Raw genomic sequence first — 22,541 nt, 5'->3', positions numbered from 1 at the left:
TATGGTGAACAGCGATGGGCCTTGCCTTGCACACAACGCGCCATGACGACCGCGTGACCGTGACGGTACGCGGCTCCATCGACCTGCACTCCTCCGACGAGCTGCGAGAACGGCTGAAATCCTTGGTGGAGGCGGGTCACCGGCAGATCGTCGTCGACTTGGCCGCGGTCGATTTCTGCGATTCCTCCGGGTTGAACGTGCTCGTGCGCACCTACAAACAGGCCCGGGAGCAAGGCGGCGTCCTCACGGTGACCGGCGCGTACGGCAGGGTCGAGAACGTCCTGCGGACCACCGGACTCGACCGTTTTCTCATAGGCACACCACCCGAGGGATGAGCCGGTGTCCGAGACCACCCTTCGCACCGCCCCCCAGAGCGAGGCGGTGGAACTGGCCCGCAGGCTGTCGGCGCGCACCATGCGCACCTGGTCGCTGCTGGACCGGGAAGAACAGGTGACCGCCATCGTCGCCGAGCTCGTCGCCAACGCCGTCCGCCACGCCGGCACCGTCTTGGAACTGCGCCTGCAGCGCCGCCCCGACGCGGTCCGCGTCGAGGTCCGCGACCGCGCCTCCACCATGCCCAAGATGACCGTCCCCGCCCCGCTGGACGAGTCCCACCGGGGCCTTTTCATCGTCGATCGCTTCGCCAGCTCCTGGGGCGCGACCCCTGTTACCGGCGGCAAAGTCGTCTGGGCCGAAGTCGCCATCTGACAACACCGCCGAACTTTCTACGCGAACGGGGAAACCGCGAAAACACGCGCCGCAAAAGACCGGCGCGCTGAACTTCCGAACATTTCACCGCGAGCTTCACGAACGCACGGCCACCGGCCCGCCCCGCCTGCGGCGGCCACCATCGGCGGGCGGGCCGGAAGGCCCTGAAAGGCTCACTGGGAACCGCGGTACATCTCCGCCACTATGAATGCCAGATCCAGCGACTGGCTGCGGTTCAGCCGCGGATCACAGGCCGTCTCATAACGCTGATGCAGATCCTCTTCGACGATCTCCTGCCCGCCGCCCACGCACTCGGTGACGTCATCACCGGTGAACTCGATGTGAATGCCCCCCGGGTGGGTGCCCAGCGACCGGTGCACCTCGAAGAACCCGGCGACCTCGTCCAGCACGTCGTCGAACCGGCGCGTCTTGTGCCCGCTGGGCGCCTCGAAGGTGTTGCCGTGCATCGGGTCGCACATCCAGACCACCGGCCCCCCGCTCTGGGACACCTTTTCGACCAGCGGCGGCAGCACCTCCCGGATCCGCCCCGCACCCATCCGGGTGATGAACGTCAGCCGGCCCGGCTCGCCGTCGGGATTGAGCCGCTCGATCAGCGCCAGCGCGTCATCGGGAGTCGTCGTCGGCCCCAGCTTCACCCCGATCGGGTTGCGGATCCGGCTGGCGAACTCCACATGCGCCCCGTCCAGCGCCCGCGTCCGCTCACCGATCCACAGGAAATGCGCCGACACGTCATACGGCAGCCCGGTACGGCTGTCGATCCGGGTCAGCGCCCGCTCGTACTCCAGCAGCAGCGCCTCATGCGAGGAGTAGAACTCCACGCTGTGGAACTCCTCGGGGTCGGCCCCGCACGCCTTCATGAACGCCAGCGCCCGGTCGATCTCCCCGGCCAGCCGCTCATAGCGCTGCCCGGCCGGGCTGGAGGCGACGAAGTCCTGGTTCCAGGCGTGCACCTGCCGCAGATCGGCGTACCCGCCCTTGGTGAAGGCCCGGCACAGGTTCAGCGTCACCGCCGAGCAGTGGTAGGCCTGCAGCAGCCGCCGCGGATCGCTGCGCCGCGCCTCCGGCGTGAACTCCGCCCCGTTGACCGCGTCCCCCCGGTAGGACGGCAGCGTCACCCCGTCCCGCACCTCCACCGGCTTGGAACGCGGCTTGGCGAACTGCCCCGCCATCCGCCCGATCTTGACGACCGGGACGCTGCCCGCATAGGTGAGCACCACGGCCATCTGCAGCAGCGTCTTGAGCTTGTTGCGGACGGCGTCGGCGGTCGAACCGGCGAACGTCTCGGCGCAGTCACCCCCCTGCAGGACGAACGCCTCGCCGCGCGCCACCTCGGCCAGCCGCTCCTTCAGCTGGTCGCACTCGCCGGCGAAGACCAGCGGGGGAGCCTTGGCCAGCTCCGCGGTCACCGCCCGGACCTCCTCCGGGTCGTCCCACTCCGGCTGCTGAACTGCGGGGAGCGCGCGCCAGGCGTCCAGATCTCCCAGGTCACTCGTCGTAGTCACGGTCCAAGGCTAGGTCACCGCGCGCAACGACACGCCCCACGCCCCGCCCGCCGTCCGCGGCTCAGGCCGCCTTGGTGGGCACCTGCGCGGGCGACTTGCGCCGCGGAGAACGGGGAGCGTGCCCGATGCGCTCGGCGGCGGGCCGGGAGTTCCGCGCCCGCGGAGCCTGACGGGCCTGCGGGGCCTGAACGGAATGACCGGTGGCGCGACCGGCACGGTCGGCTTCGGCCGCCAGCTGCCGGAGCCGCCGCAGCGAACGGTCGGTGATCTGCCGCACCCGGTTGTGACTCAGCCCGTACCGCGCCCCGATCTGGGCGTAGGACAGCGGCTGCCCGTCTTCTATCCCGAAACGGGCGCGCAGGATCGCCGACTCCCGCTCCGGCAGCCGGTCCAGCAGCCGGGCCAGCCCCGCGATGTCGTCCAGCGCCAGCACCTCGGCCTCCGGGCTGACCCCCTCCGGGTCCTCCAGCAGATCGCCCATCGGGGTCTCCCCGGCGTCGTCGACGGCCGCGTCCAGGCTGGCCGGATCACGCCGCCAGCGCAGCAGCTCATCCACATGGTCGACGGCCGCCCCCAGCGCCTCGGCCAGCTCCTCGCGCGTCGGCTCGCGCCCCAGCTCCCGGCCCAGCTGCCGCTCCGCACGGCGCAGCCGGGACAGCTCCTCCTCCACGTGCACCGGAAGGCGGATGGTCCGGGCGGTGTGGCTGAGCCCGCGTCCGATGGACTGCCGGATCCACCAGGTCGCATAGGTCGAGAACTTAAAGCCCCGCCGGTAGTCGAACTTCTCGACCGCCCGCATCAACCCCAGGTTGCCCTCCTGGATGAGGTCGATCAGCGGAAGCGCGTCGGTGGGGTACTTGCGCGCGATCGAGACCACCAGACGCAGGTTGGCCTCGACGAACCGCTGCTTGGCGCGCACCCCCGCGGCGACGAGTTCCTCGAGCTCCTGCCGGGTCACCCCCGGGGGCACCCGGTCCTCTTCCAGCAGGTGTTCGGCGTACAGTCCGCCCTCGATGGCCTTTGCCAAATCGACCTCCTCCTGCGCGTCGAGCAGGTGGGTGCGGCCGATCCTGTCGAGGTACGCTCCGACGAGGTCCTTGTCCTGCGTCTCGACACTGTCGCCCTTGGTGCGGGTAGCAGCCATCCTGACCCTTCTTTGGTCGAACTCCCTGACCGGACAACGCTAATTACGGCCCTGTGATTCCCGGCCGGGGAATACTGGGGGCGGGGTCACCGCTCTATAGGGCTGATACCCGAGATGAGGAGACTGCGACATGGCGACCGTCACACTGACCGCCGACAACTTCGACAAGACAGCCCAGGGCGAAGGGATCGTCCTGGTCGATTTCTGGGCGGCCTGGTGCGGTCCCTGCCGCCGCTTCGCCCCGGTCTTCGAAAGCGCCTCCGAGCGCCACCCCGACATCACCTTCGCCAAGGTGGACACCGACGCCGAGATCGAGCTGGCCGAGCGGTTCGGCATCTCCTCGATTCCCACGATCATGGCCATCCGGGACGGCATCATCGTCTACGCCGAACCCGGCGCGCTTCCCGAGGCCGTGCTGGAGGACGTGATCCAGCAGGTCCGCGACCTCGACATGGACGAGGTCCGCAAGCGCCTGGAGGACTGAGAAACCACCCGCCCCCCGAGGCCGTCCGGGCGCACGGACCGCGAAGATGAACCCGTGCTGACCGACGTCGTGGAGACACTGGCCTGCCCGCTGTGCCGGGACGGCCTGACGGTGGCGGACAAGAGCCTGCGCTGCGCCGCCGGGCACAGTTTCGACATCGCCCGTCAGGGCTATGTCAACCTGCTGCCCGGCAATGCGCGCGCGGGCACGGCCGACACCCCCGAGATGGTCCGTTCCCGTGCGGCGTTCCTGAGCGCCGGGCACTTCGGCGGCCTGGCCGACCTCCTCGCCGAACGAGCCGGGGCCGCCCTCGCCGCCGGCGCCTGCGTGCTGGACGCCGGCGCCGGCACCGGCTATTACCTCGCCCGCCTGCTCGACCGCGTCCCGGGCGCCGTGGGCCTGGCCATCGACGTCTCCAAGCACTCCCTGCGCCGCGCGGCCCGCGCCCACCCCCGGATCGGCGCGGTGGTCGCCGACCTGTGGAGGCCGCTGCCGGTGCGCACCGCGGCGGTCGAGGCGATCCTCAACGTCTTCGCCCCCCGCAACGGCGCAGAGTTCCACCGCGTCCTCAAACCGGACGGCACGCTGTACGTGGTCACGCCCACCGCCCGCCACCTCGGTCGGTTGGTCCCGGACCTGGGCCTGCTCAAGGTCGACGCCCGCAAGCATGAGCGGACCGGCCGGGCGCTGGGCGAGCACTTCCTCTTGGCCGGCACCGAGGACTACGAGACCGAGGTACGGCTCAGCCATGACGAGGTCGCCACGCTGGTGGAGATGGGTCCCAGCGCCCGCCATCTTTCTCCGCAGGAACTGCGTGCCAAGGTGGGGAAGCTGCCCGACCCCGTATTGGTCCCGCTCTCTGTCACGATCTCGGCCTACCGGCCTCGCCGCTGAGGCAGAACGCTCCTGCTCCCATAGCGCGTCCGCAGTTGACCGATTTGACTGCTTTTCTGGTGAGTGCACCGGCAGGGACTACAGGCGCTTTTGCTGGGGATCTCTCAACGGGTTGGGGTACCACCTCTTCTGTAGCGCCTTTCTAAGCGTCCGGCGAGGCGGCTGAGTCCTTAATCTAAGGCGCTGTTCCTGCAGGTCGAGGTAGTCGCCACGCCCGGGGACGAGACTGCGACTTGCGAAGGCACGGCACCGGGCGCCGTCCGGGCTCCCACCCCTGGCAGCCGGGACCAGGTGTTGGAAAGGCCCAATGAGGTTTTCTCAAGGAGTCGGTGCCGCAGAGAGGCGGCATCGACCCGGAGGTTGGCGCATGAGCGCTGGCGAAGGCAGGGAGCGGACGGCACAGGAGGTGCCGAAGGCCTGTGGTCGCCATCGGGGACGGGAGCGTTCACGGGAAGCGGCCGGGTGCGTCTTCGCTCTGGTGGGAGTCGGTACGGCAGGGAAGCATGCTCTCCTTTTTGTTGAAAACCTCAGTGCTCTGATGTCAGGAGCGGTTCGGTCAGCGCTCACTGCTCGTCGGTCGGGGCAGAAGGCAGGAGCCCTTGTGCATCCTTGCCCGCTGCCTAGAAACAGGCCGCAGGTATACGGGCGTCCGCCTGCGGCTCCGAGGGACGGAGCCGTTCACACATCCCAGGCCTCTACCGGGAGAGCTCGACGCGCTTCACGATCAGAGGCTGGGCGGAGAGCACAGCAGCCTTGGAGGCGCCAAGAGCCAGCCGGCCCTTGGCCGAACAGTCCATCCGACTGCCCCTAGCCGTCTGACCTCGGCAGTTGATGGAAGCGGAATGAGGGTGAGCAGCGGGGATGGGGATGGGAGGGCCACGTGGGAGCACGGTGAGCCGGCTGAGGCTGGTTTGACGTTTGTGTTGATCTTGCTTAGAGTTCTCGTGCCCTCCGGGGAGCGGGGCCGCCGGTAGTGAGGCGGTCGGCTCGAGGCGGGGGTTCTCTCTGGGGAATCTCGTTCGACGGGGTGTTCGGGCGGGGGTATCCTGGAGAGGTGAGCCCAGACGGGATGCGGGACACCGGGTGAGGTGGCCGGCCCGACGGGACTCCCACACCGGGTTCGGTCTTTGATCGTTGCGGCTCGTCGGCTGTGTCGGCGGGTGTGGGTGTGGGGCTGGGCGAGGTTCCTGGTCGGTGAGGTCGATTTGATCGGTCTCTTGACTGGGGCTAGGATCCCGGTAGTGTTGAAGGGTTGCCCCGGGGTCGGGGCCCGTGGTTGCGGGTCGCTGGTCCGGTGGGTGTCCGTTTCTTGAGAACTCAACAGTGTGTCAAAAGCCAGTGCCTTGTGTCAGCCTCTGCCTGGTGTGGGTGGGGGTTGTGGTTCCTCGTCAGAGGATGATGTTGTTGGGATCGTTTGATCTCGTCTGAAGGTTTGGCTCACCTGGTGTTTGTGCCGGGTGGGTGTGTGGCCTTTGGTGGAGAGTTTGATCCTGGCTCAGGACGAACGCTGGCGGCGTGCTTAACACATGCAAGTCGAGCGGAAAGGCCCCTTCGGGGGTACTCGAGCGGCGAACGGGTGAGTAACACGTGAGTAACCTGCCCTCGACTCTGGGATAAGCCTGGGAAACTGGGTCTAATACCGGATATTCACCTCCTGTCGCATGGTGGGGGGTGGAAAGTTCCCTCTTTTTGGGGGTTCGGTCGGGGATGGGCTCGCGGCCTATCAGCTTGTTGGTGGGGTGACGGCCTACCAAGGCGACGACGGGTAGCCGGCCTGAGAGGGCGACCGGCCACACTGGGACTGAGACACGGCCCAGACTCCTACGGGAGGCAGCAGTGGGGAATCTTGCGCAATGGGCGAAAGCCTGACGCAGCGACGCCGCGTGGGGGATGAAGGCCTTCGGGTTGTAAACCCCTTTCAGCACCGACGAAGTTTGGACGGTAGGTGCAGAAGAAGCGCCGGCTAACTACGTGCCAGCAGCCGCGGTAATACGTAGGGCGCGAGCGTTGTCCGGAATTATTGGGCGTAAAGAGCTCGTAGGCGGCTTGTCGCGTCTGTCGTGAAAGCCCACGGCTTAACCGTGGGTTTGCGGTGGATACGGGCAGGCTAGAGGCAGGTAGGGGAGCATGGAATTCCCGGTGTAGCGGTGAAATGCGCAGATATCGGGAGGAACACCGGTGGCGAAGGCGGTGCTCTGGGCCTGTTCTGACGCTGAGGAGCGAAAGCGTGGGGAGCGAACAGGATTAGATACCCTGGTAGTCCACGCCGTAAACGTTGGGCGCTAGGTGTGGGGTTCTTCCACGGATTCCGCGCCGTAGCTAACGCATTAAGCGCCCCGCCTGGGGAGTACGGCCGCAAGGCTAAAACTCAAAGGAATTGACGGGGGCCCGCACAAGCGGCGGAGCATGTTGCTTAATTCGACGCAACGCGAAGAACCTTACCAAGGCTTGACATCACCCGAAAACCTGCAGAGATGCAGGGTCCCTTCGGGGGCGGGTGACAGGTGGTGCATGGCTGTCGTCAGCTCGTGTCGTGAGATGTTGGGTTAAGTCCCGCAACGAGCGCAACCCTCGTTCCATGTTGCCAGCGGGTTATGCCGGGGACTCATGGAAGACCGCCGGGGTCAACTCGGAGGAAGGTGGGGACGACGTCAAGTCATCATGCCCCTTATGTCTTGGGCTGCAAACATGCTACAATGGCCGGTACAGAGGGCTGCGATACCGTGAGGTGGAGCGAATCCCTAAAAGCCGGTCTCAGTTCGGATCGAAGTCTGCAACTCGACTTCGTGAAGTCGGAGTCGCTAGTAATCGCAGATCAGCAACGCTGCGGTGAATACGTTCCCGGGCCTTGTACACACCGCCCGTCACGTCACGAAAGTCGGCAACACCCGAAGCCCGTGGCCTAACCCGTAAGGGGGGGAGCGGTCGAAGGTGGGGCTGGCGATTGGGACGAAGTCGTAACAAGGTAGCCGTACCGGAAGGTGCGGCTGGATCACCTCCTTTCTAAGGAGCACTTGTCCAACCTGCCGGCACTTGTGTGGTGTTGGTGTGGTTCAGGGTTTCGGTCTACGGGGCCGTGGGTGCCTCGGACCGGTGCTCGCAAATCGTGGAACACTGGCTAGTCAACCTGCCTGGGTTGCTGCCCGGTCAGTACTACCCGCATCCGACGGTGTCGGATGGCTCCTCTTGACTGAGGGGTCGGAGCCTTGCTTCTCCCTGTGCGGGGGGTGGGGTTCGGGGTGTGGAACCTCCGGTGTCGGGGGCTTGGGTGGGTTGGGCACACTGTTGGGTCCTGAGGAAACGGGCCTCTTTGGGGGTTGGTTTTCTCGGACTGTTCGGGGCCACGTGCCTGGCGCTCTGCCTGGTGGTGGGGTGTGTGGGTGTGGTTGTCCGGTTGTTTTTTGTGAACTGCATAGTGGACGCGAGCATCTGTTGATTGCCCGACCACCTGTTTCCTCCCTTTTTTGTGGAGGGGTTGGTGTTGGTAAGTTGGTAAGGGCATACGGTGGATGCCTTGGCACCAGGAGCCGATGAAGGACGTGGGAGCCTGCGATATGCCTCGGGGAGCCGGCAACCAGGCTGTGATCCGGGGATTTCCGAATGGGGTAACCTGGCACCTGTCATGGGGTGTCGCCGCCGTCTGAATGTATAGGGCGGTTGGTGGGAACGCGGGGAAGTGAAACATCTCAGTACCCGCTGGAAGAGAAAACAAATTGTGATTCCGTGAGTAGTGGTGAGCGAAAGCGGAGGAGCCTAAACCGTGCGCGTGTGATACCCGGCGGGGGTTGCGTGTGCGGGGTTGTGGGAGCGCCCAGCTGGGTCCGCCGGCCTGGCGGGGAGTGAGAAACCGTGTGTGTAGCCGAACGATCTGGGATGGTCGACCGTAGACGGTGAGAGTCCGGTAGGCGAAACGCATGCGGCTCCCGGGCGTTGTCCCGAGTAGCACGGGGCCCGTGGAATCCCGTGTGAATCTGCCACGACCACGTGGTAAGGCTAAATACTTCCTGGTGACCGATAGCGGACTAGTACCGTGAGGGAATGGTGAAAAGTGCCCCGGTGAGGGGTGGTGAAAGAGTACCTGAAACCGTATGCCTACAAGCCGTCAGAGCCGTTGGCCCTGCCTTTGGTGGGGTTGGTGATGGCGTGCCTTTTGAAGAATGAGCCTGCGAGTCATGGTGTGTGGCGAGGTTAACCCGTGTGGGGTAGCCGTAGCGAAAGCGAGTCTGAAGAGGGCGTTTGAGTCGCATGCTGTGGACCCGAAGCGGGGTGATCTAGCCATGGGCAGGGTGAAGCGCCGGTAAGACGGTGTGGAGGCCCGAACCCACCAGGGTTGAAAACCTGGGGGATGACCTGTGGCTAGGGGTGAAAGGCCAATCAAACTCCGTGATAGCTGGTTCTCCCCGAAATGCATTTAGGTGCAGCGTCGCGTGGTGCTTGCCGGAGGTAGAGCTACTGGATGGCCTAGGGGCCTTACCGGGTTACCGAAGTCAGCCAAACTCCGAATGCCGGTAAGTTGAGCGCGGCAGTGAGACTGCGGGGGATAAGCTTCGTGGTCGAGAGGGAAACAGCCCAGATCATCGGCTAAGGCCCCGAAGCGTGTGCTAAGTGGTAAAGGATGTGGAGTTGCCGTGACAACCAGGAGGTTGGCTTAGAAGCAGCCATCCTTGAAAGAGTGCGTAATAGCTCACTGGTCAAGTGATTCCGCGCCGACAATGTAGCGGGGCTCAAGCACACCGCCGAAGCCGTGGCATCTCGTGTTCTCCTTGGGAGGGCGCGGGGTGGGTAGGGGAGCGTCCTGTAGCCGGTGAAGCCGCCGAGGGATCGAGTGGTGGAGGCTGCGGGAGTGAGAATGCAGGCATGAGTAGCGAGTCACACGTGAGAATCGTGTGCGCCGGATGACTAAGGGTTCCTGGGGCAGGCTGTTCCGCCCAGGGTAAGTCGGGACCTAAGGCGAGGCCGTGAGGCGTAGTCGATGGGCAACGGGTTGATATTCCCGTACCCGCTGGTATGCGCCCATATCGAACCTCCGGATGCTAACCACCCGAACCGCCCCTGCGACCTTCGGGTCGTGGGTGTTTGCGGGGAGGCTGGGACCCGACGGGGTAGTAGGTAAGCGATGGGGTGACGCAGGAGGGTAGCTCAGCCCAGGCGGTGGTTGTCCTGGGGTAAGCATGTGGCCCGCGCGGTAGGCAAATCCGCCGCGCATTGAGGGTGAGGTGCGATGCCGAGCCGTTTTAGGCGAAGTGAGTGATCCCATGCTGCCGAGAAAAGCCTCTAGCGAGCATGCCGGCGGCCCGTACCCTAAACCGACTCAGGTGGTCAGGTAGAGAATACCGAGGCGTTCGGGTGAACTGTGGTTAAGGAACTCGGCAAATTGCCCCCGTAACTTTGGGAGAAGGGGGGCCCTGTCTGGTGAACCCACGTGCTGGGGGAGCTGGGTGGGGTCGCAGTGGCCAGGGGGAAGCGACTGTTTACTAAAAACACAGGTCCGTGCGAAGTCGTAAGACGCTGTATACGGACTGACGCCTGCCCGGTGCCGGAACGTTAAGAGGACCGCTTAACCCCTTCGGGGGTGAAGGTGAGAATCTAAGCGCCGGTAAACGGCGGTGGTAACTATAACCATCCTAAGGTAGCGAAATTCCTTGTCGGGTAAGTTCCGACCTGCACGAATGGCGTAACGACTTCCCCGCTGTCTCAACCACAGGCCCGGCGAAATTGCAGTACGAGTAAAGATGCTCGTTTCGCGCAGCAGGACGGAAAGACCCCGGGACCTTCACTACAGCTTGGTATTGGCGTTTGAGGTGGCTTGTGTAGGATAGGTGGGAGACTGTGAAGCCTGGACGCTAGTTCGGGTGGAGTCGTTGGTGAAATACCACTCTGGTCATTTCGAGCGTCTAACCCGCGCCCGTGGATCCGGGTGGGGGACAGTGCCTGGTGGGTAGTTTAACTGGGGCGGTTGCCTCCTAAAGGGTAACGGAGGCGCCCAAAGGTTCCCTCAGCCTGGTTGGTCATCAGGTGGTGAGTGCAAGGGCACAAGGGAGCTTGACTGTGAGACGGACGTGTCGAGCAGGTGCGAAAGCAGGGCCTAGTGATCCGGCATCTCCGTGTGGAAGGGGTGTCGCTCAACGGCTAAAAGGTACCCCGGGGATAACAGGCTGATCTTCCCCAAGAGTCCATATCGACGGGATGGTTTGGCACCTCGATGTCGGCTCGTCGCATCCTGGGGCTGGAGTAGGTCCCAAGGGTTGGGCTGTTCGCCCATTAAAGCGGCACGCGAGCTGGGTTTAGAACGTCGCGAGACAGTTCGGTCCCTATCCGCTGCGCGCGTAGGAGACTTGATGGGGGGCTGTCCCTAGTACGAGAGGACCGGGACGGACGAACCTCTGGTGTGCCAGTTGTCCCGCCAGGGGCATGGCTGGTTGGCTACGTTCGGGAGGGATAACCGCTGAAAGCATCTAAGCGGGAAGCCTGCCCCGAGATGAGGTCTCCCTCCCCGCTCGTTTGGGTGGGGGTAAGGCTCCCAGGAGATGACTGGGTTGATAGGCCGGGCATGGAAGCCCTGTGAGGGGTGGAGTGGACCGGTACTAATAAGCCGAGTGGCTTGCCTACACCGTTGGGTGGTTGGGCAGTCAACAGGTGTTCGTGTCCCTGTGTGGTTCACAGGAAACAACCCCGCACCCGCAAGGGGTGGGTGTGGTCCTGGTTGATAAGTGAACAGCGTGAGCGAGTGTTCCCACTGTTCCCGCCCTGTTTTGTAGTGTGGGGTGGGGGGAGCGTCCATGATGGGTTTCCTCACCGGCCCGCCGGTGGGTCTGGCCCCTTCCCCGGGGAGTGGGGAGGGTGTGGTCGGCCTCTTGGGGGGTTGGGGTGGGGGTTGGGCGTTCCGGTGGTTATGGCGGAGGGGAAACACCCGGTCCCATTCCGAACCCGGTAGTTAAGCCCTCCAGCGCCGATGGTACTGCATGGGAGACTGTGTGGGAGAGTAGGTCACCGCCGGAACACACACGTCGAAAAAGGGCCTGTCCCCCTCGAGGGTGAAAACCCTCGAGGGGGGCGGGTCCTTTTTTTGTTTTTCGTGGGAGGGGGTCTGGTCCTATGGGTGGTGGGGCGGGGTCTCCTCTTTTTTGTTGTTGTCGTGTTTGCGGGTTGGTTTTTCTTGCTGGTTTCGGGCGGGGTTTCCCCTTCCGGGAGGCCTGGGGGCGGGACCTCTTCTCTTTTTGCCATGCCTGCGGGGGTGGGTTTCGGCTTCTGGGGGTTTTTGGGTTCGGGAAGCCCAGGGTCGAACCCCCCTTTTCGGGGGGGGCGGGGGTGGTGTGCCGCCCCCGGATTTCAGGTGGGGCTGAGAAAGGGGCGGGGGTGCGTTCGAAGAGCCCAGAGGGCGGGTCTGCGACCGTGTGAGCGGGGGGCGGGTTTCGGCTCCTGAGCGGGGCTGAGAGGGACGGGCTCCGGGAAACACGGGGACCGGGGGTCCCCCCTTTTTTTGTGTTGTTGGGCGAGGGGGGGCGGGTTGGTGTGCCGATCCCCGATTCAGGCTGGGTTTTGTTTGCTCTGTCGCTTGGTTTGAGGCGGTGTCGTGTGGGGGTGAGGTCCCTCATCGTTTCGGCAGACTGACGGGAGCTCCCCGGGTGGGGTGGGCGGTCAGCATGGCCACCGCCTCCCCACAAGGGTGAGGGAGCGGGGTTCTTCTCGGCTGCTGGCCCAGCACACCAAGGACTCGATAGCGGCCACCATGCCGGCCGCCAGGGAACTGCCGGCCACCTGCACCCGCGGGCCGCTCTCCAACAGGCCCGTGACCAGTCTCCACCGCCCGCTCCTCGACCTGGCGCAACACCCGCAACAGCTCGGGCGGCCACAGCGCCTCTCCGAACAGGACACGGCGCAGGCGGGGATCGTCGCGGTGGCTGTCGCTAACCGCCCGGAAGAACAGGCGGATCTTGTTCCCAGGGACTCGGGCAGCGGCTCCTCCAGTCGGCGGCGCATCGTCGCGATCCCGGCCCAGACGTGGGCGGTGGCCGGTTCGGCGAGGATGGCGTCCTTGTTCGGAAAGTACTGGTACAGGGATCCGATGGAGTGCCCGGCGGTCTCGGCGATGCGGTTGGTGGTGCCCGCGGCGTACCCCTACTCGGAGAAAACGCGAGCAGCGGCCTTCAGCAGCCGCTGCCGGGTCTCGACCGCACGTTGCCGACGTGGGATTTTCCTGGGCTGCAGGCGCCTGGTGGACACCGCTTCGACCTCCGTGAAAGCGAGTAGTCGGCAAAGCGAGTTGGAACAGAACGCGGTGCAGACTCGCCGAGCCGTCTTCTGCGAGCAGGGACCGGACCCGGGCGCCCTGCGGTCAAGAAACGGCACGCCCAGGCCCGGGACGAGGCGGAAGCAGCCGTTATCGAAGCCCACTCCCCGACAAAAGACGCCGCGCCACACGAAACAGAGATCACCTCAGCCCGTCATGGCGACCAAGGCATCGAGCTGGGTGGAAAGCGTCGAGGAAGCCGGCAGGCGATTATCGACCTCCAGATGCGGCACGGGCGGGGGAACACCAGGGCGCATCCGAGCCAGGAAGTCCTCGAAGGCGGCCAGCTTACCGGCATCACGAGACAAGCCACGTGTCGTGAGGCGGTGACGCAGGGTTTCAGCGTCGGTTCGGATCCACACCAGATACACCGGCGGGCCGCCCAGTTCCGTCACCCAGGCTCGCCAGCGCTTGGCGTCGTGGATCTGACCGGTGAATGGACCCGACAGTATCACCGGGCAGCCGTGGGAGCGGATCTGGCGGGCGGTGGCGGTCATTCCCGCGTACTCATGCCGCTTGATGTGCTCGTCGTACCAGGGGCCCTCCCGCTCGCCTTGGTCGCGTCCGTGCGCGGCGAGAGTGGCGGCCACGAAGGACCCGTACATGGTGTCCTTGTCCAGCAGAGCGGGGACGGGGCGCAGCCGGGCCAGCAGGCCGTCGGCGACGGTGCTCTTGCCGCTGCCGGGCGGGCCGGCGACCACCCAGACCGGGGCGTTCACGCGGGGATCCGCCGGGTGTCGGTGGCCAGCTTGGCGATGCGCTCCTCATCGACCTGGTGGCCGAGGCCGGGCTGGGTGAGCGGCACCCCGACCACGCCGCCGTGGGAGCGGACCGGCGGGGAGACGAAGGCCGGTCCGCCGGCCGGGTCGGTGACGTCGCTGGGCAGTGTGCAGCCCGGCAGCCCGGCCAGCGCCACCGCCGCGGCCTGGCCGATGCCGAACGCTCCAGAGCCGCCGCACCACACGTCCCAGCCGGCGGCGTAGGCGCGGTCGTGGGCGCCGCGGGCGGCGGTCAGCCCGCCCATGAGGCTGATGTCCAGGTGCAGCATGCGGCCCGCGCGCTGCTCGATGGCGGCCTCCAGCATGTCCAGATCGCTGATCTGCGGGCATACCGCGGTCTCCAGCCGCTGCTGGAGCCGGGCGTGGGCGGCCAGGTCCCCGGCGGGGAAGGGCCGTTCAATGGCCACCAGCCCGTAGGCGTCCAGCGCCTGCAGGGTCTCCAGGTGCTCCTCGGACTCGGTGTAGGAACCGCAGGCGTCGACCACCACCGCCAGGGCCGGGTAGGCGGCCCGTACGGCCCGTACCGGTTCGATGTCCCAGCCGGGCCGTACTTTGAGCGTCACCCGGGTGTGGCCGCTGCCCACCGCCTGGTTGACCCGGCTGATCAGGGCGTCGATGAGGAACGGCGCGGTGTCGATGCGGGTGCCGGTCACGATGGAGGTGCGGGTGCCGCCGAGGGCGTGGGCCAGCGGCAGTCCTTTGAGGCGGCACCACAGGTCCCAGCAGGCGATGTCCACCGCGGCGGCGGCCGGCCGGGTGCCGAACTCGACGGTGGCCGACACGTCCTCCGGGCGCTCCCATTCCAGCCCCAGCAGCGCCGGGGCGAGCCGTTCGGAGATGTCGGCCCAGGTGGAATCGGGCGGCTCGGGGAAGGCCACCTCGCCCCAGCCCGTCGTGCCGTCCTCGTTGGTCAGCCTGACCAGGATGCTCTGCGGGCGCCGTCCCCGCGGCATCGCCACCTTGAACGCCTGACAGTCCTGGATTCGAGGCACCGGCACCCGCCTTCCCGTTCACCTGCGCGTTCACCTCCATGATCCCCCTTGCGGGGACCGGAAGGGACGGGGCGGGCCCGGCTGATCAGCCCGCGGCGCCGCTCAGGAAACGGTCGATCAGGTCGGCGGCCCGGCGCAGATCGGTGACGGGGGCGATGCGGTCGGCCCAGGACCACCAGAACCAGCGTTCCTCCTCGTGAGCGCCGCGCTCGCACAGCACGGTGCCGTGGCGCTCGGGGTCGGTGCGGTTGAGGACGTCCAGGCGCGGAATCCCAGCGGTGACGATCATGGTCAGGTAGCCGCGGTCGGTCAGCTCCCGGCCCAGTTCGTCGAGGTGGGCGAGGCCGATGTGCTCCTCGCTGATCGTGCGTGCCATCGCTACCCCCGAATCGTGTTCGTTGTGGGTCTCGTGGTCTGGCGGAACAAAGTTGGCTGTATAACGTTTGATGCGACTCGAACCCGGCTGGTTGCCGGGTCTTCGCTGCGGGAGCCACCGGCGATTGATCGCCGCAGCGGGGGTAAGGGCCCCTCGGCAGAGCACCGGGAGGGCGCCATGACCGAACCTGATCCGCGGTCCCGTTTCGAGGACGAGGGCATACCCGACCTGCAGGACGGCACTCCGCAGCAGCAGTGGGCCGAGGACCCCCAGGAGATGCCGCTGCCCGGCGAGGAGCCGGTGGCCGTCGACCGGTACGGCACCACCGCCGAGGAACAGGCCGCCGGTGAGCCCATGGACTACAAGCTGGCCAGAGAACAACCCGAGTCTCAGACGGCTGATGAGACGGCCGACGTCTCTCAGACGGCCGGGCGGATCGTTGAAGAGGACGAGGGCGCCCACCCCGACACCGAGGAGGACGCCGTCGCCCGCGATGTCGGCCCCGACTCCGGCGGCTACACGGCCGAGGAGGACGCGATGCGCATCGAACCGGGCTGAGCGGCGGTCAGCGCCGCGCAAAGCGCAATGGGCGCCGCCGGTAGCCGCCGTCCTCCAGCCCGGCCCGGCGTTCGAAGGGGTTGTAGGAGGCGTGGTCGCCGCACAGCGCCATCGACAGGCCCGCGCACACCAGGTACAGCACGATCATCACCGGCCCCAGGCACCAGGCGTACTGGGTGGCGTGCCGCGCCTCGTGCGCCAGCAGCGAGGGCCGCCGCCGCAGGATCGACCCGTCGTCCCGCACCAGCACCACGTTGCCCACCGTGAACGCCGGGGCGGCCGGCAGCGGCAGCCGGTAGCCGGTGCCGATCAGCAGCCCGTGCGGGCCGCGTCGCAGGCCGCCGGAGCCGCCGGCCCGTGCCAGCAGCATCCCCAGCGGCGTGGAGGCGTTGACGATGTTGACGATCTGGCGGAGGCGGTACCGGCGCTCCATGCCCCGGGTCTATCAGGACGGGCAGGTCTCGTCCAGCGAGACCGGCTTGGTCTGCGGAGAGGGGCTGGGCGAGGGAGAGGACTGGTCGGCGGTGGTCTCCGGCTTGGGGGAGGCCGAGGACGGCGAGGGAGCGGGGGAGCCGCTCTCGCGTGCCCGCTCGCTCTCGGCGATGGCCTCGGCGGCCAGCTTCCGGATGAGCTCGAAGTCGGGGTTGCCGGTGTTGATCAGCGGGGGGATGAACTGCAGGCTGTCGATCCTGGCGCCGTCGCGCATCTTGGCCGACAGCTTCACCAGCGCCGGCAGCAGCTCGGCGGGGATGTCGGTGGAGATCGTCCGGCGGGCGGCGGAGGCCAGCTCGTGGAAGCGGGTCAGCACCAGTTGCGGGTTGGCCTGCCGGGCCACCGCCCGCAGCAGGCACTTTTGCCGGCCCATCCGCACGTAGTCGTCGCTGTTGGTGCGCGAGCGGCCGTACCACAGGGCCTCTTTGCCCGACAGCACCCGGGTGCCGGCCTTGACGCGCCCCTCGCTGAACCGGCCGTAGACGATGTCCTCCGGCACGGTCATGCGCACTCCGCCCATCGCGTCGATGAGGTCGGCGAAGCCCTGCATGTCGACCAGGATGTAGTAGTGCACCGGCAGGCCGAGGATCTCGGCGAAGGTGCCCTTGATCAGCTCGGGGCCGCGCCGGTCCTTGGGGACGCCGGGCACCACGTCGGGGTGGTTTTCGGCGTAGTCGTAGACCTCGTTGAGCAGCCCCGGGGTCATCGGCCCGTCCCCGGTGAACCCGTAGGGGAAGCGGTCGCGGGCCGGGCCGGGCGGCAGCGGGACGTTCTCCAGGTTGCGCGGCAGGCTCAGCAGGACGGTGTCGCCGGTGCGGGTGTCCACGCTGGCCAGCGTCATGCTGTCGGTGCGCACCCCGATGCGGTTGGGGCCGGCGTCCCCGCCCAGCAGCAGCACGTTCACCCGCCGCAGCCCGTCCCAGGGGTCGTCCCGGTCGATCCGGCGGCCGCCGGCGGTGCCGGAGCGGAAGATGCTGGAGAGGGTGTGGTTGGAGTCCTGGGCGATGCGGACGCCTTCCGCCACCGGCAGGGCCACCAGCGAGCACAGCACGGTGACCGCGGCGATGCCGGCGGTGCGGCGCAGCGCGCCCAACCCGGCGGGCCGCACCACCTGGTAGGAGCGGATCACCACGGCGACCCAGACCAGGCCCAGCACCGCCAGCGCCCCGGCGCCGCGGGTCAGCCACTGCGACTGCACGGCCAGCTCGGTCAGGTCGCCGCCGAAGACGGTCACCGCGATCACCACGGTGGTCACCAGCGCCATGAACAGGGCCATCAGCAGCACGCCGGCCAGCCGGCGGCCCGCCCACAGGTGCGCCACGCCCCACAGCAGCCCGGAGGCGAGCGTCAGCCCCAGCGCGCCGGACAGGCTGCGTGCTCTCCCGGCGTTCGGGTCGCCCGTCTCACGGGACGAGGCGCGGCCACGGGCCGCTTTCCTGGCCATGTAAGCTCCGATCCCCCAGGCGCGGTGAGATAAGCCACCGCCTACCTACTGGACGCGCAAGACCGCTCCACGGGTTGCGTGGTTTTTCACCAAACGCGAACTGTTCCCGTATAGGTGCACGTGAAGGTAAGAATACGCAATTGGGAAGCGCGATTCTCACCGGCCTCGATCATCTTTGACCCGGCCGGCGGCGCGTCCGGGCGCCGGTCACCAGCTGGTGGTCAGCGGCATGCCCTCGGCAAAGCCGGAGGAGCTTTGCACGCCCACCAAAGCGCGCTCGTGGAACTCCTCCAGATTCCGGGCGCCGGCGTACGTGCAGGCGCTGCGCAGCCCCGCCACGATCGAGTCGATCAGGTCTTCCACGCCCGGCCGCTGGGGGTCCAGGAACATCCGGGAGGTGGAGATGCCCTCTTCGAACAACGCCTTGCGGGCCCGCTCGAAGGGGGTGTCGTCGGCGGTGCGCAGCCGCACCGCCCGGGCCGAGGCCATGCCGAAGCTCTCCTTGTACAGCCGGCCGTCGGCGGTGTGCTGCACGTCGCCGGGGGACTCATAGGTCCCGGCGAACCATGAGCCGATCATGACGTTGGCGGCGCCGGCGGCCAGGGCCAGCGCCACGTCCCGGGGGTGGCGGACGCCGCCGTCGGCCCACACGTGGCGGCCCAGCCGGCGCGCCTCGGCCGCGCACTCCAGCACCGCCGAGAACTGCGGCCGGCCCACCCCGGTCATCATCCGGGTGGTGCACATGGCGCCCGGGCCCACCCCGACCTTGACGATGTCGGCGCCCGCCTCGATCAGGTCGCGGACGCCCTCGGCGGTGACCACGTTGCCGGCCACCACCGGCACCTGCGGGTCCAGGGCGCGCACCGCCCGCAGCGCGGAGATCATCTTCTCCTGGTGGCCGTGCGCGGTGTCCACCACCAGCAGGTCGGCGCCGGCCTCCAGCAGCGCCTCGGCCTTGCCGGCCACATCGCCGTTGACGCCGATGGCCACCGCGATGCGCAGCCGTCCGGACGCGTCGACGGCGGGCTTGTAGAGGGTGGCGCGCAGCGCGCCGGTGCGGGTCAGCACGCCCACCAGCCGCCCGTCGGCGTCCACCACCGGGGCCAGGCGGTGGCCCCGCTCGTGCAGCCGGTCGAACGCCTCCTGGGGGGCCAGCGTGTCCGGCAGCGTGACCAGGTCGCGGGACATGATCTCGCGCACCTGGGTGAAACGGTCCACGCCCTGGCAGTCGGCCTCGGTGACCACCCCGACCGGGCGGTCGTCGTCGTCCACCACGATCACCGCGCCGTGCGCCCGCTTGTGCAGCAGCCCGAGCGCCTCCCCGGCGGTCCCGGAGGGGGACAGCCGGATCGGGGTGTCGAAGACCAGATGGCGCTGCTTGACCCAGGCGATGACGTCGGCGACCACCTCGATGGGGATGTCCTGGGGGATGACCGCCAGCCCGCCGCGGCGGGCGATGGTCTCGGCCATCCGGCGCCCGGAGACCGCGGTCATGTTGGCCGCCACCAGCGGGATGGTGGTGCCGCTGCCGTCGACCGTGGTCAGGTCGACATCCAGCCGCGATCCCACCGACGAGCGGCGGGGGATCATGAAGACGTCGTTGTAGGTCAGGTCGTGAGCGATGCGCTCGCCGTTCAGCAACTGCACGGTCGTAGTCCCACACCCATCTGGCCGGAGGCTTTCAGTCTAGAAGGCCCGCGCGAGGGCGGCGTCCCGCCGCCGTGCCGCGGGTGGCCCGCTGGGGCGACGTTACGGAAGATCCTGACCGGCTTGTGAAGGCGCACATGCCCCCCAGCGTGGCGAGATGGTGAGATTTCACGGGTTCTGGTGTTACCTCTTGACGAAAATGCCGCCTCATTGCACGTTTCTTACAAGTGCCTCAGGCGGTCGGTCGTCCCGTCGGGCGAGGCGACAGGTGAACACCGGGAGAGACGCATGTATGTCAAGCGCCGGTACCCGGTGCTGCCTGGGGACGGTCTGCCGCCGGACGGCGTCCGGGTGCCGGTCATCTGTGCCCCGTCGGTCCGGACGGGCGTCGGGAACCGGTGGCCGGCCCGCGTGGACCCGGCCACAGTCGGGCGCCGGCCTGTGCCGTGCCACGGCCGCGCGCCCGGTGGCGTCGCGTCATTCGGCACCGCCCGGGCGGTGCGTCCGACGCATCGGCGGCGGAGTGTGGGGACGAACACGTTCAAGTCGGAATTTGACGGGTCGCGGCCCGAAAATGAAATGATCTTGCGGGCAGCGACAAGGCGATTCATTGCAGTCGAGGAGGAGACCCGTGCTGGATGCGGTCGACACCGTGCTCGTCCGCGAACTCCAGCGGGACGGCAGGGCCACTTTCCAGGCCCTGGCCGACCGCGTGGGGCTGTCTCGGACGGCGGTGCGGGCCCGAGTGCAGCACCTGCTGGAGACGCAGGTCGTGCGGGTCGTCGGCATCGTGCATTCGGCGGTGGTGGGCACCCAGGCGGTCGGTCATGTGTCGATCACCGTGGACGGGTCGGCCCGGCAGGCCGCCGAGAGCATCGCCGCGCGCCCATGCGTCAGCTTCGCCGCGCTCACCGCCGGGCCGTGCGATCTGGTGGCGCAGGTGCGCACCCGCGACGATGAGGCCCTGGCCGCGGAGGTGGACCAGCTGCGGGCCATCGCGGGCGTGCGGTCGGCCGAGGTGTTCCGCTCGGTGGCCACCGTGCGGGACGCCTACTCGGTGGTGCGCGAGCTCGGTGACATCGCGCTCGACGACATCGACTGGCGCCTGCTGCAGGAGCTGCAGCGCGACGGCCGCGCCCCCTACACCCGGCTGGCGCAGATCATCGGCCTGTCGCAGGCCGCGACGCGGGCCCGGGTGGTGCGGCTGATGCGCTCGGGGGTGATCCAGGTGACCGGGCTGGCCGACCCGCTGGCGCTCGGCGCCGCCGAGCTCGGCGGGTTCGGGGTGGTCGTCGACACCGGAGGCGTGCGCAAGGTGGCCGAGGCGGTGGCCGCCCAGCCGGGGGTGCGCTATGTGGCCGCCGGGTTCGGCCGTTACGACATCGTGGGGCTGGCCGAGGCGTCCTCCCGCGAGGAGCTGGTGAACATCCTGGACGCCATCCGGGCGGTGCCCGGGGCGACGGTCCGGGACTCCTGGCACCACCTGGAGGTCATCAAGGAGTCCTACGCCGCCGAGCTGCCCGACAAGCCCCAGGAGGCGGGCCGGGCGGCGGGCTGAGGGCCGGTCACCGGCGAGACAGCGCGAGCTCCTCCAGATCAAGTTCGGTCAGCACCCGCTCCAGGACCTCATCGTCGATGCGGCGTTCATCGCGCATGCGGACGAACGCCTCCCGTTCGGCCGCCAGCATCTCCCGGCGCAGCCGCCGGTAGGCGCCGGTGGGGACTTCGGCGCCGTCGGGTCCGGCGGCCCCGCCCAGCCGTTCCCAGGCGCTGAGCCGCCGGTGCTCGACCAGGTCGCGCAATTGCCGCACGACCCGTTCGTCGAGGCGGTCGCGCTCTTGCTCCACCAGCGCCTCCAGCCGCCGCAGCGCGGCGTTGGCGGCGATGTGCTGGGCCTCCGCCTCGGACACCGCGTCGGTGCGGCGTTCGTCTTCGTCGTTGACGCCCAGCCGCCGGATCAGCGCCGGGAACGTCATGCCCTGCAGCAGCAGCGTGCCCAGCACGGTGGTGAACGTCAGGAACAAGATCAGGTGCCGTTCGGGGAACGGCGCACCGCCCGCCGTGTTCGTGGGGATGGCGAACGCGGCGGCCAGCGACACCACTCCTCGCATGCCCGCCCACGACACCACCGTCATCTCCCGCCACATCGGCCGCCGGGGCCGTCCGCCGGCTGCGCGCCGGCGCAGGAGCGGCAGGTGCGGCGCCCGCGCCGTGGCGAACACCCACAGAAAACGCGTGGCCACCACCACGCCGAACACCGTCGCCGCCCACCACAGCAGGCTGAAGGGGCTTCGTTCGGACAGGCCCGCCATCACCGCCGGCAGCTGCAGCCCGATCAGCAGGAAGACCACGCTCTCCAGGATGAAGATCGTCACTTTCCAGAACGCCTGGCCGATCACCCGGGTCGAGGCCGGCGACCTGGCGAAGCGGTGCCCCAGGTACAGCCCGCTGACCACCACCGCGATCACCCCGGAGGCGTGCACCGCCTCGGCGACCAGGTAGGCGGCGAACGGAGCCAGCACCGCCACCGCGTTCTCGGCCACCGGGTCGCGCAGCCGGGTGCGCAGCCACTGCAGCGGCGGTCCGGCCGCCAGCCCGATGGCGGCGCCGCCCAGCGCCGCATACAGGAACTCCCAGCCGCCGCTCAGCAGCGTGAAGCCCTCCCCGGCCGTCGCGGCGACCGCCACCCGGAAGGCCGTCAGCGCGGTGGCGTCGTTGAACAGGCTCTCCCCGACCAGCACGGTGACCACCCGGCGCGGCAGGCCCAGCCGTTTGGCCACGCTCACCGCCGCGACCGCATCCGGCGGCGCCACGATCGCGCCCAGCACGAACGCGGCCGGCAGCGGCATGGCCGGGACGATCAGGTAGACGGCGTATCCCACCGTCACGGTGGTGAACAGCACCAGCCCGACCGCCAGGTAGCCGATGGCCCGGCCGCTGTCGCGCAGGTTGGGCAGGGAACTCTCCCAGGCCGCCGAGAACAGCAGCGGCGGCAGGAACGCGAACAGCACGAACTCCGGGTCCAGGGCGAACTCCGGGATCCCGGGCGGCAGCGCCATCACCAGCCCGGCGGCCACCAGCGCCAGCGGAGAGGGCATCCCCGCCCGGCGGGCGGCGGTCGCCACCCCCACCGCCACGACGGGCACCGCCAGCAGCCACAGCGCGTGTGTCGCGTTCATCGTCTCCTCCGGCCCCGGTTGCCGCCATAGC

At 68.0% G+C, this 22,541-nt stretch carries 16 protein-coding genes and 3 rRNA genes; 9 read left to right on the top strand and 10 right to left on the bottom strand.

The features are described from left to right. The first annotated feature begins 14 nt into the window (after positions 1-14). Together BUE48_RS13110 and BUE48_RS13105 are read left to right on the top strand one after the other, a co-directional pair. Positions 15-335: an STAS domain-containing protein gene (locus BUE48_RS13110; RefSeq protein ID WP_012852979.1), complete on the top strand. Its 321-nt coding sequence runs from the start codon at positions 15-17 to the stop codon at positions 333-335. Positions 336-339: 4 nt separating this feature from the next. Continuing rightward, positions 340-708 carry an ATP-binding protein gene (locus tag BUE48_RS13105; protein ID WP_012852978.1) on the top strand — a complete coding sequence of 123 codons (369 nt, stop codon included), beginning with the start codon at positions 340-342 and terminating at the stop codon, positions 706-708. Positions 709-881: 173 nt separating this feature from the next. On the opposite strand, the gene BUE48_RS13100 is transcribed toward BUE48_RS13105, so the two are convergent. Together BUE48_RS13100 and BUE48_RS13095 are read right to left on the bottom strand one after the other, a co-directional pair. After that, positions 882-2,231 carry a class II 3-deoxy-7-phosphoheptulonate synthase gene (locus BUE48_RS13100; RefSeq protein WP_012852977.1) on the bottom strand — a complete coding sequence of 450 codons (1,350 nt, stop codon included), beginning with the start codon at positions 2,229-2,231 and terminating at the stop codon, positions 882-884. 61 nt (positions 2,232-2,292) lie between these two features. Further along, the gene (locus BUE48_RS13095) at positions 2,293-3,375 is read right to left on the bottom strand and encodes a sigma-70 family RNA polymerase sigma factor (RefSeq protein WP_012852976.1); all 1,083 of its coding nucleotides are present in this window, start codon (positions 3,373-3,375) and stop codon (positions 2,293-2,295) included. A 130-nt stretch (positions 3,376-3,505) separates the two neighbouring features. Here BUE48_RS13095 and trxA point away from each other — a divergent pair, with 130 nt between their 5' ends. The 5 genes from trxA to rrf all read left to right on the top strand — a co-directional run bounded on the left by trxA (position 3,506) and on the right by rrf (position 11,752). After that, the gene (gene trxA, locus BUE48_RS13090; protein ID WP_012852975.1) at positions 3,506-3,859 is read left to right on the top strand and encodes a thioredoxin; all 354 of its coding nucleotides are present in this window, start codon (positions 3,506-3,508) and stop codon (positions 3,857-3,859) included. A gap of 54 nt (positions 3,860-3,913) precedes the next feature. After that, a complete protein-coding gene (locus tag BUE48_RS13085) occupies positions 3,914-4,753 on the top strand; it encodes a putative RNA methyltransferase (RefSeq protein ID WP_286989964.1) in 840 nt (279 codons plus the stop codon). 1,472 nt (positions 4,754-6,225) lie between these two features. Beyond that, positions 6,226-7,756, top strand: a 16S ribosomal RNA gene (locus BUE48_RS13080). A 479-nt stretch (positions 7,757-8,235) separates the two neighbouring features. Then, positions 8,236-11,362: ribosomal RNA gene (locus BUE48_RS13075) — 23S ribosomal RNA — on the top strand. Positions 11,363-11,635: 273 nt separating this feature from the next. Further along, positions 11,636-11,752 (top strand): 5S ribosomal RNA (gene rrf / locus BUE48_RS13070). The 16S, 23S and 5S rRNA genes sit together here, the layout of an rRNA operon. Before the next feature lie 639 nt (positions 11,753-12,391). Here rrf and BUE48_RS24500 read toward each other — a convergent pair. The 4 genes from BUE48_RS24500 to BUE48_RS13055 form a co-directional block, all read right to left on the bottom strand. Then, positions 12,392-12,844: a hypothetical protein gene (locus BUE48_RS24500; protein ID WP_502694612.1), complete on the bottom strand. Its 453-nt coding sequence runs from the start codon at positions 12,842-12,844 to the stop codon at positions 12,392-12,394. A 345-nt stretch (positions 12,845-13,189) separates the two neighbouring features. Next, positions 13,190-13,762, bottom strand: coding sequence for a P-loop nucleotide/nucleoside kinase family protein (locus BUE48_RS13065; RefSeq protein WP_286989962.1), 573 nt, complete (start codon positions 13,760-13,762; stop codon positions 13,190-13,192). Further along, entirely contained in the window at positions 13,759-14,775 is a 1,017-nt protein-coding gene (locus tag BUE48_RS13060; RefSeq protein ID WP_286989961.1) for an enolase C-terminal domain-like protein, read from the bottom strand. The genes BUE48_RS13065 and BUE48_RS13060 overlap by 4 nt, the downstream gene beginning before the upstream one ends. Positions 14,776-14,899: 124 nt before the next feature. Beyond that, complete coding sequence (locus BUE48_RS13055) at positions 14,900-15,190, bottom strand: hypothetical protein (protein ID WP_012852970.1); 291 nt, start codon at positions 15,188-15,190, stop codon at positions 14,900-14,902. Positions 15,191-15,367: 177 nt separating this feature from the next. On the opposite strand from BUE48_RS13055, the gene BUE48_RS13050 reads away from it, so the two are divergent. Next, complete coding sequence (locus tag BUE48_RS13050; protein WP_286989959.1) at positions 15,368-15,748, top strand: DUF5709 domain-containing protein; 381 nt, start codon at positions 15,368-15,370, stop codon at positions 15,746-15,748. A gap of 7 nt (positions 15,749-15,755) precedes the next feature. On the opposite strand, the gene BUE48_RS13045 is transcribed toward BUE48_RS13050, so the two are convergent. From BUE48_RS13045 to BUE48_RS13035, 3 genes are all read right to left on the bottom strand, one after another. After that, positions 15,756-16,181, bottom strand: coding sequence for a hypothetical protein (locus tag BUE48_RS13045; protein ID WP_012852968.1), 426 nt, complete (start codon positions 16,179-16,181; stop codon positions 15,756-15,758). 12 nt (positions 16,182-16,193) lie between these two features. Beyond that, entirely contained in the window at positions 16,194-17,684 is a 1,491-nt protein-coding gene (locus tag BUE48_RS13040; RefSeq protein ID WP_286989958.1) for an LCP family protein, read from the bottom strand. A 207-nt stretch (positions 17,685-17,891) separates the two neighbouring features. Next, on the bottom strand, positions 17,892-19,331 hold the full coding sequence (locus tag BUE48_RS13035; RefSeq protein WP_012852966.1) for a GuaB1 family IMP dehydrogenase-related protein: 1,440 nt from the start codon (positions 19,329-19,331) through the stop codon (positions 17,892-17,894). 631 nt (positions 19,332-19,962) lie between these two features. Between BUE48_RS13035 and BUE48_RS13030 the strand changes: the two genes are divergently transcribed. Continuing rightward, entirely contained in the window at positions 19,963-20,889 is a 927-nt protein-coding gene (locus tag BUE48_RS13030; protein WP_012852965.1) for an Lrp/AsnC family transcriptional regulator, read from the top strand. 7 nt (positions 20,890-20,896) lie between these two features. Here the strand turns inward: BUE48_RS13030 and BUE48_RS13025 are convergent, their stop codons facing one another. Then, positions 20,897-22,510 carry a Na+/H+ antiporter gene (locus BUE48_RS13025; protein ID WP_012852964.1) on the bottom strand — a complete coding sequence of 538 codons (1,614 nt, stop codon included), beginning with the start codon at positions 22,508-22,510 and terminating at the stop codon, positions 20,897-20,899. Between the last annotated feature and the right edge of the window lie 31 nt (positions 22,511-22,541).

It is taken from the genome of Thermomonospora sp. CIF 1 (genome assembly GCF_001896795.1).
Classification (GTDB): domain Bacteria; phylum Actinomycetota; class Actinomycetes; order Streptosporangiales; family Streptosporangiaceae; genus Thermomonospora; species Thermomonospora curvata.
Note: the sequence above shows the minus strand (reverse complement) of the source record. Positions and strands in the feature narration are given on the sequence as shown.

Coding starts and splice junctions, on each gene's coding strand:
- BUE48_RS13110 (WP_012852979.1), top strand. CDS start 15: ATGGGCCTTGCCTTGCACACAACGCGCCATGACGACCGCGTGACCGTG.
- BUE48_RS13095 (WP_012852976.1), bottom strand. CDS start 3,375: ATGGCTGCTACCCGCACCAAGGGCGACAGTGTCGAGACGCAGGACAAG.
- trxA (WP_012852975.1), top strand. CDS start 3,506: ATGGCGACCGTCACACTGACCGCCGACAACTTCGACAAGACAGCCCAG.
- BUE48_RS13060 (WP_286989961.1), bottom strand. CDS start 14,775: ATGCCGCGGGGACGGCGCCCGCAGAGCATCCTGGTCAGGCTGACCAAC.
- BUE48_RS13055 (WP_012852970.1), bottom strand. CDS start 15,190: ATGGCACGCACGATCAGCGAGGAGCACATCGGCCTCGCCCACCTCGAC.
- BUE48_RS13050 (WP_286989959.1), top strand. CDS start 15,368: ATGACCGAACCTGATCCGCGGTCCCGTTTCGAGGACGAGGGCATACCC.
- BUE48_RS13045 (WP_012852968.1), bottom strand. CDS start 16,181: ATGGAGCGCCGGTACCGCCTCCGCCAGATCGTCAACATCGTCAACGCC.
- BUE48_RS13040 (WP_286989958.1), bottom strand. CDS start 17,684: ATGGCCAGGAAAGCGGCCCGTGGCCGCGCCTCGTCCCGTGAGACGGGC.
- BUE48_RS13025 (WP_012852964.1), bottom strand. CDS start 22,510: ATGAACGCGACACACGCGCTGTGGCTGCTGGCGGTGCCCGTCGTGGCG.